Origin of the sequence: Flexistipes sp. (assembly GCF_036172515.1) — a bacterium.
Taxonomy (GTDB): domain Bacteria; phylum Chrysiogenota; class Deferribacteres; order Deferribacterales; family Flexistipitaceae; genus Flexistipes.
The window spans coordinates 1-8389 of record NZ_JAXKVW010000029.1; the positions used below are offsets into that span (position 1 = coordinate 1).

Below are 8389 nucleotides of genomic sequence, written 5' to 3' on the forward strand. Positions count from 1 at the left end.
TCACCTTCAGTGCTCTGGAACCTTATACAACTTTTTAATAGCCTGTTAAACAATTTTTCCTACTTTCTTAATATACGATGACAGTGTTTTATGTCATCCCGAGCGAAGCCGAGGGATCTCCATCTATCTGCCAATAATTTCTGCGTATTTAAATATCTTTTATTTTAATATCGATGTCTTTTGGGTTTTCACAACCTTTCAGCTGGGAGATGACACCTTTCAGGGTGGATTCCACTATATCCCTGGCAAACTGATTTAGTTTGATTTTCTCCCCGTTTACCGTTAAGGAAACTCTGCCGTATGATTTTTGAATGTAATGTTTTTCTATGAAATCTGCTATCTCTTTTGTATTATCCAGATCAAGAATATTTTTTATACCTTCCAATGCACTGTTATTTTTATCGTTCGTGGCAACTGCAACAAGTGACGGGTTATCAGCACACAGGAGTTCATCGGAATGGTTTTTTCTGAAAATCTCTATTTTGGGCTTATCTGCACTTTTAAAGCCTTCCGTTAGGATAATATCCAGTTCCAATGGCATAAATCCGACAATTTCATCCAGAGGTTTTTCACTGTCAACATCGGAAATCAGTGCATATTTCCAGGGGGAAGAAATGAGAACTGAATGGGCTCCTGCCTGTTTATGCCTGTAAGTATCCTTGCCTTCCTTGTCAATGTCGAAACCGTGGACATCATGTTTGATTGTTCCGACTTTGTAGCCTCTGCCGGAAAGTTCCCGGATAAGATTTTCCAGTAGCGTGGTTTTGCCGCAATCGGATGAGCCGACTATAGATAAGACCGGTATCATGATAAAAACCTCACATTTTTTCTTTAACCCGGAATTTACACCAAAGCACTATCATTATCAATAAGTTTTATGAAATGGTGTATTGGTTGAGTAGTATATTTGTATATTGGTTTATTTGTTATTGATGAACGGCATTAAGTGCTAAGTTTAAAGGGCCTAGGAGCAAGGACTAAGTGAGACAATCCCTAAAACCCATACTACGACCTGCATTACGGCTTTTACGTATTTAAATTTGTAAATTTTGGGAGATTGTCAGTAATATTCCGTTGACTATTAAAATGAATTTGGTTTAATCTAAATTATGTTATAATTAACAAAAGGGTTTTATTTGACTATGAAAACAATTCACATAAAAAAAGGCTGTGACATTCCTCTGAAAGGTGCGCCGGTTCAGGAAATCCGTGATGAAGCCGCAGCTTCTGAATATGCTGTTCTCGGAGATGATTTTATCGGATTAAAGCCCCGTTTTCTTGTATCTGAAGGTGATTATGTTAAGAAAGGGGATGCGCTGTTTCTTCACAAAAAGAATGAGCGTATTAAATTTACGTCACCTGTGGCAGGAGAAGTAAAACGTATAAACAGGGGCGAAAAACGCAAATTTTTGTCCATTGTGATAAGAAAAAGCGGTGACGATTCCGTTACTTTTAATAAATACTCAAATTTAAACAATATTCCGGCGGAAGATATAAGGAATCAGCTCCTTGAATCGGGCTTGTGGACATCCTTTATATCCCGACCATACGGCAAAATTGCCGATCCTGAAACTGAGTCTCCGGATATTTTTATTACAGCAGCCGATACAAGACCTCTTGCTCCTGAAGTTGTAAAAGCTATAGATGATAATTTCGACAGTTTCTATGATGGAGTGGATGTTATCAGTTCTCTGACAAAATCCAAAGTTTTTGTGTGCATAGATGATGAAAATTTTTATATTCCCTCCGATCTGCCTGATAATGTGGAAATTGTCAGGTTTGACGGACCCCATCCCGCAGGGCTGGCGGGCACCCATATACATTTTTTATCCCCTGCAAGCCGGGAAAAGAGTGTCTGGCAGATCGGTTATCAGGATGTGATTGCTGCTGGAAAACTTTTCAGAACGGGTGAGATTTATACAAAAAGAGTTATTTCCATCGCCGGTGAAGGGGTGCGGGAACCGGCATTAATCCGAACAGATATCGGTGCCGATATATTTGACATTTTAAAGTCGAAACTTGTCAATGATAATGAACACCGTGTAATCTCCGGTTCTCCTCTTTACGGCAAAACGTGTGATGAGCCTGTTAATTTTCTCGGTAAATTTGATTATCAGGTTTCGGTTATACCCGAAGGTGGAGACAGGGAACTTTTCGGCTGGCTGATGCCGGGTAAGAATAAGTTTTCCGTTAAAAATGCATTTACAGGAAGTCTGTTTAAGAAAAAATTCAGTATAGATACTTCGGTGGGTGGCAGCAAAAGGGCTATTGTGCCTATAGGAAGTTATGAAAAGGTAATGCCTCTTGATATAATACCCACTTATCTTTTGAGATATCTGGAAGTAGGGGATATTGAAATAGCTGAGAAGCTGGGATGCATGGAGCTTCTTGAAGAGGATCTCTCTTTGTGCACTTTTGTCTGCCCAGGAAAAATCGACCACTGCAGGAATTTACGGGATGTCCTGACCACTATTGAGAAGGAAACATAGATGGGATTGAAAACGTTTTTTGAAAAACAGTCTGAAAATTTCCAAAAGGGCGGAAAATATTCCCTCTTTTATCCCATTTTTGAAATGGTGGATACTTTTCTTTATACACCTTCCGAGGTTAATAAAGGAAGTGTTCACATAAGGGATAGAATCGATTTAAAACGAATTATGAGTATCGTTGTTATTGCCCTTATACCGTGTGTTTTTATGGCACTTTTGAATACAGGGTTTCAGGCAAATCTTGCAGCAAGTAATCTGCCGGACGGTGCCGGCGGATGGCGGTTTGAAGTACTGCAAATACTGAGACTTTCTCCTGACAGCAGCAGTTTTTTCTCAAATATTGTATTGGGAGCCCTTTATTTTCTTCCTTTATACATAATGACACTTATTGTCGGAGGATTTTGGGAAGTTCTTTTTGCCATAGTGAGAAAACATGAAATTGCAGAGGCTTTCCTTGTAACCAGCTTGCTGTATCCTTTGATACTTCCCCCCGGGGTACCTTTGTGGCAGGCGGCTGTTGCGTTGTCACTGGGTATTGTTCTGGGAAAAGAGATTTTCGGAGGAACGGGAAGGAATGTTGTAAACCCCGCGCTTATTTCAAGAGCGATGCTGTTTTTTTCATATCCCGCTTCAATGTCCGGTGACAAGGTATGGGTTGCTGTGGACGGAGTAACCAAAGCCACACCGCTGACGTATGCTTCACACTCAGGTATGTCGGGAATGCAATACAGTCTCTGGGATGCTTTTATAGGATTTGTTCCCGGTTCGATGGGGGAAACGTCTGCACTTGCATGTCTTATAGGGGCATTTATACTAATTGTTACCGGTATAGGCTCATGGCGTATTATGCTCAGTATGCTTATTGGTATGCTGTGTTTCACTGGTTTGTTTTATATTATTGGCAGTGATACCAATCCGATGTTCAATGTCTCGCCTGTCTGGCATCTGGTTTCAGGAGGTTTTGCTTTCGGGCTCGTTTTTATGGCTACCGACCCTGTTTCAGCAGCAATAACCCAAACCGGTAAATATATTTACGGATTTTTAATCGGAGGGCTGACTGCCCTTATCAGAGTGGTGAACCCGGCTTTCCCCGAGGGAGTCATGCTTGCCATTATCTTTGGCAATATTTTTGCACCGATCATTGATAACTATGTTATCAATGCCAATATAAAAAGGAGAATGCGCCGAAATGAAGCGTGAAAGTGATCTGAGAATTTTTGTTGTGGCGCTTTCACTGGCACTTGTCTGTTCTGTTGTGGTCTCTGTCACTGCAGTTATGCTTCAGCCTATTCAGGCAAAAAATGCAACTATTAACAGAAACAGAAATGTTTTGATAGCATGCGGTGAATACAATCCCAAAGTTTCCATAAAAGAAGCTTTTAAAAATATACGGACAGGCTTTGTTAAACTTGGAACTGCTGAATTTGTTGAATCAGATGATTTGTCAGATTTTTACAGAAATTTTCAGCAGATAAGCACTTCTCCGAAAACTTCAGTAAATGTGCCGGATGATCTGCCTTCTATTGGCTATCCTACGGTACCAAAGCATATGCCCGCTTATATCCTTCAGGATGAAAACGGACAAATTTCTAAAGTGGTGATAATGGTATATGGAAAAGGATTGTGGTCAACGCTTTACGGTTTCCTTTCAGTAAAATCGGACGGCAGAACGGTGCAGGGACTGACGTTTTATCAGCACGGGGAGACTCCGGGACTGGGAGGAAAGGTTGACAATAAAGAATGGAAACAACAGTGGAATGGCAAAAAATTGTACGGAAAATCAGGGAATGTCCGCATAAGTGTGATAAAAGGAAATGTGGATGCTACAGCTGAGAATGCAAAATATAAAGTGGACGGTTTAAGCGGTGCCACTATGACGACAAACGGTGTGGACAATCTGATAAAATTTTGGGTGAGCGATTTCGCTTACGGTACATTTTTAAAAAGCCTGTCTAAATCGGGGGAAGTAAGTGAGTAAGACTCTCGGCATGCTGGTAGACCCTATTTTTAGGAATAATCCGATAGCTATTCAGGTTCTGGGGATATGCTCTGCCTTAGCTGTCACATCTAATATGAACACCACAGTTGTAATGAGCCTGGCAGTAATATTTGTGGTCAGTTTGTCCAATTTCTTTGTAAGTATAATGAGGAACTCTATCCCTTCGAGTATCAGAATTATTGTGGAGATGACTATAATAGCTACACTTGTGATCATTGCCGATCAGTTTATAAAAGCCTATTTTTTTGAGATCAGCCAGAAATTATCCGTTTTTGTCGGACTGATTATTACCAATTGTATCATACTGGGAAGAGCTGAAGGATTTGCCATGAAGAACCCTCCGTTTCAAAGCTTAGTGGATGGATTCGGCAATGCATTGGGATACAGTGTGATTTTACTGGTTGTTGGATTTTTCAGAGAGCTTATAGGCTCCGGAAGTTTGTTCGGAGTCCAGATTTTTCAGCTGGAATCTTCAGGCGGCTGGTACACTCCCAACGGCCTTTTTGTATTGGCTCCCAGCGCCTTTTTTATAATAGGGCTGATGATATGGGGGATAAAAATAGCCACGAAAAATTTTGAGGAGTAACCAAAATGGCAGAACATCTGCTCAGTTTGCTTGTTAAGTCGATTTTTGTTGAGAATATAGCGCTGGCTTTTTTCCTCGGTATGTGCACCTTTTTGGCTGTTTCAAAACAGGTGGAAACGGCAAAGGGGTTGGGGTTGGCTGTTATCCTTGTGCAGACAGTTACCGTACCGGCAAACAATATTATTTATCAGTTTCTGCTTAGAAAAGGCGCCCTTTCATGGCTGGGTTTTCCCAATGTGGATCTCACCTTTATTGGTTTGGTTACATACATTGTAGTGGTGGCAGGGATTGTGCAGGTTCTGGAAATGGCTATAGACAGATTTTTTCCGAAACTTTATGTTTCCCTTGGAATCTTTTTGCCGCTTATAACAGTGAACTGTGCTATTCTGGGTGGCTCGCTTTTCATGGTTCAAAGGGATTATAATTTCGCCGAAAGTGTGGTATACGGCTTCGGCTCAGGAACCGGCTGGGCTTTGGCAATTGTCGCTTTGGCGGGGATAAGAGAGAAGATGAAATACAGCGATGTGCCCAAAGGTCTTGAGGGTATCGGTATCACATTCATAGTAGCCGGAATAATGTCCATTGCATTTATGCTTTTTTCCGGCATCAAACTGTAGAGAGGTTTCGGGTTGACTGAAATTATACTTGGAATTGTTTTTTTTGTTGCGATTATTCTGCTTCTTGTGGGTATGATTATACAGGCAAAAAGACGTCTTGTCCCTTCGGGTGTTTTTGATGTCGTTATTAACGACGAAGATGATGAGCCTCTGAAGGTTTCCGCCAATGAAAAGCTGTTGTTTGCTCTGGCTGACAACGATATTTATGTTCCTTCAGCCTGCGGCGGAGGCGGAACTTGTGGTCAGTGCAAGGTAAAGGTTGTGGAAGGCGGCGGAGAGATCTTGCCGACGGAAAAATCCCATATTAATATACGTGAGGCGAAAGAGGGGTACCGGCTTTCGTGTCAGCTTTCTGTAAAAAATGATCTCAAATTAGAGCTGCCCCCGGAGATTTTTAAAGCCAAGGAGTGGCACTGCGAAGTAATTTCCAACAAAAATGTGGCGACTTTTATTAAAGAGCTTATTTTAAAACTACCGGAAGAAATGGATTTTGAAGCCGGGGGATATATACAGATGAAAGTACCCCCATATCATGTGAAATTTTCCGAATTTGATATTGATGAAAAATTTCATGAAGACTGGACAAGTGCCGGTCTGTGGGATATTGAGTCCAAGGTGGATGAGGAAATTATGCGGGCTTATTCTATGGCTAACTATCCCCTTGAGGAAGGTGTCCTTAAGCTTAATGTCAGAATTGCAACTCCTCCTCTGCATGAAAAAAATATCCCTCCGGGTAAAGCTTCCTCTTATATTTTTAGTTTAAAACCGGGTGACAAGGTCACGGTTTTGGGACCGTTCGGTGATTTTATGGCTTCGGATACCGATGCTGAGATGGTTTTTATAGGTGGAGGTGCCGGCATGGCTCCTTTAAGGTCAATTATTTTTGATCAGCTTTTGCGTGTTAAGACAGACAGAAAAATCAGTTTTTGGTACGGAGCCAGGAGTAAGAGAGAAATTTTTTATGAAGAAGATTTTGATAAGCTTGAGGAAGAATATGACAATTTTTCCTGGAAGATAGCCCTCTCTGATCCTTTGGATGAGGATAACTGGGAAGGGTATACAGGTTTTATTCATACTGTGGTTTATGAAAACTATCTAAAGAACCACCCGGCACCTGAGGATGTGGAATATTATCTGTGCGGTCCTCCTATGATGTTGAAATCGGCTTTGAAAATGCTTGATGACCTCGGTGTTGAAGAAGAGAATATAAGATTTGATGATTTTGGTGGATGATGAAGATTGTTATTTTTTCTGTAATTGCTGCTTTTATTATTGGAATTTTTCAGCTTGTGATTTTTAAAAGTCGGAAGAAGAAGCACACCTGTACATGTTCTGCTGAAAAACCTGAGACTGCCTGCAGTGACGGAAAATGCTGCGACCAGTGATACCGTAACACGTGATACGTGATACGTGATGAGTTATGCGTTATGCGTTATGCGTGAAGGGGAAGGTAATTAGAGGTAGTTGAGGTATTAGGGGTTAAATACTGTGTCCTGTGAAATAACCAAAATAGAGAGATTGCTTCACTCCGCTCGAAATAACGAGTTGGTGGCGTCATTACGAGGGACAAAGTCCCGAAGTAATCTCAAGTGCAGTAAGGGAGATTGCTTCGTCGTCAGCACTCCTCGTAATGACGGCTCAACCTTCTTAACCACTTCACTACCTCCCCATCTCACTATTTTCCTATCTCACCAATTATAGATTTCATGTGGTTTTTTTGAATATCTTTTTGATTTTCTTTTTAAAACTTTTTGGTTCAATTTCGTTTATTTGAATATCCACTAAGTTACTATCAAAACCCATTCGTTTTGCTTTGTAAAAATATTCCGAAGCGGCTTCGGTAAGATTGGCCTTTTTGTATATCAATCCCATGAGGTAATAATTTTCGGAGTTATAAAATTCAATTTTTAGTAATTTCAGGCAATATTCTTTTGCTTCATGGAGCCTTCTTTCCTTTGTTAGCAGACATTTGACAATATATCGAATGTATTCCGGTTTGGATTCATCTTTTCTGTACGCATTTACAAACGCATCCAGGGCGTTGTTGATATCGCCCTCTTTATAAAAGTGAATCCCCTTTATAAAATAGGCTCTGCCGATGTCCCTGGCGTCCATGTCGGATGTATCAGGTTTGGTTTTATAGTCGAAACCCGCCTTGTTAATACTCGATAGTATTTCGTAAGCTTCATTAATCAGTCTGAAATGTTCTTCAGCCTCTTTCTGCTTCTCAGCACTTTCATTATGTAGTTTGTCAGGGTGATATTTTTTACACAACGCAAGGTAGTGGCTGCGTATTTCCGAAGCAGGTGCTCCTTCTGAGATTCCCAAAATTTTGTAGTAAATTGAAAGTTTACTATTCTCCATATAATTCCATACTATTTTAGTTTATAATTAAGTCAAGTTTATATGCCTGCCTGCCGACGTTTGTGAATGTGATTCACTAAATGTATAAAAATTAAGGTGTTTAATTATAACAATAAAAACTAATATTTAACAAGTAAATATTAACCATGATTTTAGTAAAGATAATTTTAGATGCCGTGATGGGTGATACCGTGATGCGTGATGGGCGATACCGTGACATGGTCAAGTAAAAATGTACAATTTTTTAAGCAACTTTTTTCATTCTATTGTTTTCCTCAAATTGTCTTGGGCTAACGTACCCTAAATACGAATGTAATCTTTTGCTGTTATAAAA

General features: G+C 40.3%; 9 protein-coding genes. 7 read left to right on the forward strand and 2 right to left on the reverse strand.

The window, feature by feature from the left end; genetic code table 11:
* Positions 1-148: 148 nt before the first annotated feature.
* Complete coding sequence (gene mobB, locus UMU13_RS11660) at positions 149-808, reverse strand: molybdopterin-guanine dinucleotide biosynthesis protein B (protein ID WP_328219295.1); 660 nt, start codon at positions 806-808, stop codon at positions 149-151.
* A gap of 334 nt (positions 809-1142) precedes the next feature.
* On the opposite strand from mobB, the gene UMU13_RS11665 reads away from it, so the two are divergent.
* From UMU13_RS11665 to UMU13_RS11695, 7 genes are read left to right on the forward strand one after another with little or no spacing between them, the layout of a single operon-like run.
* Positions 1143-2489 (forward strand): Na(+)-translocating NADH-quinone reductase subunit A, encoded by a 1347-nt coding sequence (locus tag UMU13_RS11665; RefSeq protein WP_328219296.1) that lies wholly within the window; start codon positions 1143-1145, stop codon positions 2487-2489.
* On the forward strand, positions 2490-3689 hold the full coding sequence (locus tag UMU13_RS11670) for an NADH:ubiquinone reductase (Na(+)-transporting) subunit B (RefSeq protein WP_328219297.1): 1200 nt from the start codon (positions 2490-2492) through the stop codon (positions 3687-3689).
* Positions 3679-4467 carry a Na(+)-translocating NADH-quinone reductase subunit C gene (locus tag UMU13_RS11675; protein ID WP_328219299.1) on the forward strand — a complete coding sequence of 263 codons (789 nt, stop codon included), beginning with the start codon at positions 3679-3681 and terminating at the stop codon, positions 4465-4467. Before UMU13_RS11670 ends, UMU13_RS11675 begins: the two co-directional genes overlap by 11 nt.
* A gap of 10 nt (positions 4468-4477) precedes the next feature.
* Positions 4478-5074: an NADH:ubiquinone reductase (Na(+)-transporting) subunit D gene (locus UMU13_RS11680; protein WP_442902152.1), complete on the forward strand. Its 597-nt coding sequence runs from the start codon at positions 4478-4480 to the stop codon at positions 5072-5074.
* A gap of 5 nt (positions 5075-5079) precedes the next feature.
* Complete coding sequence (gene nqrE / locus UMU13_RS11685) at positions 5080-5691, forward strand: NADH:ubiquinone reductase (Na(+)-transporting) subunit E (RefSeq protein WP_328219303.1); 612 nt, start codon at positions 5080-5082, stop codon at positions 5689-5691.
* A gap of 12 nt (positions 5692-5703) precedes the next feature.
* A complete protein-coding gene (gene nqrF, locus UMU13_RS11690) occupies positions 5704-6924 on the forward strand; it encodes an NADH:ubiquinone reductase (Na(+)-transporting) subunit F (protein WP_273267085.1) in 1221 nt (406 codons plus the stop codon).
* On the forward strand, positions 6921-7076 hold the full coding sequence (locus UMU13_RS11695) for a hypothetical protein (RefSeq protein ID WP_328219306.1): 156 nt from the start codon (positions 6921-6923) through the stop codon (positions 7074-7076). The genes nqrF and UMU13_RS11695 overlap by 4 nt, the downstream gene beginning before the upstream one ends.
* A gap of 319 nt (positions 7077-7395) precedes the next feature.
* Here UMU13_RS11695 and UMU13_RS11700 read toward each other — a convergent pair whose 3' ends face one another.
* Positions 7396-8055, reverse strand: a complete 660-nt coding sequence (locus UMU13_RS11700; RefSeq protein ID WP_328219308.1) for a J domain-containing protein — start codon at positions 8053-8055, stop codon at positions 7396-7398.
* Positions 8056-8389: the final 334 nt, after the last annotated feature.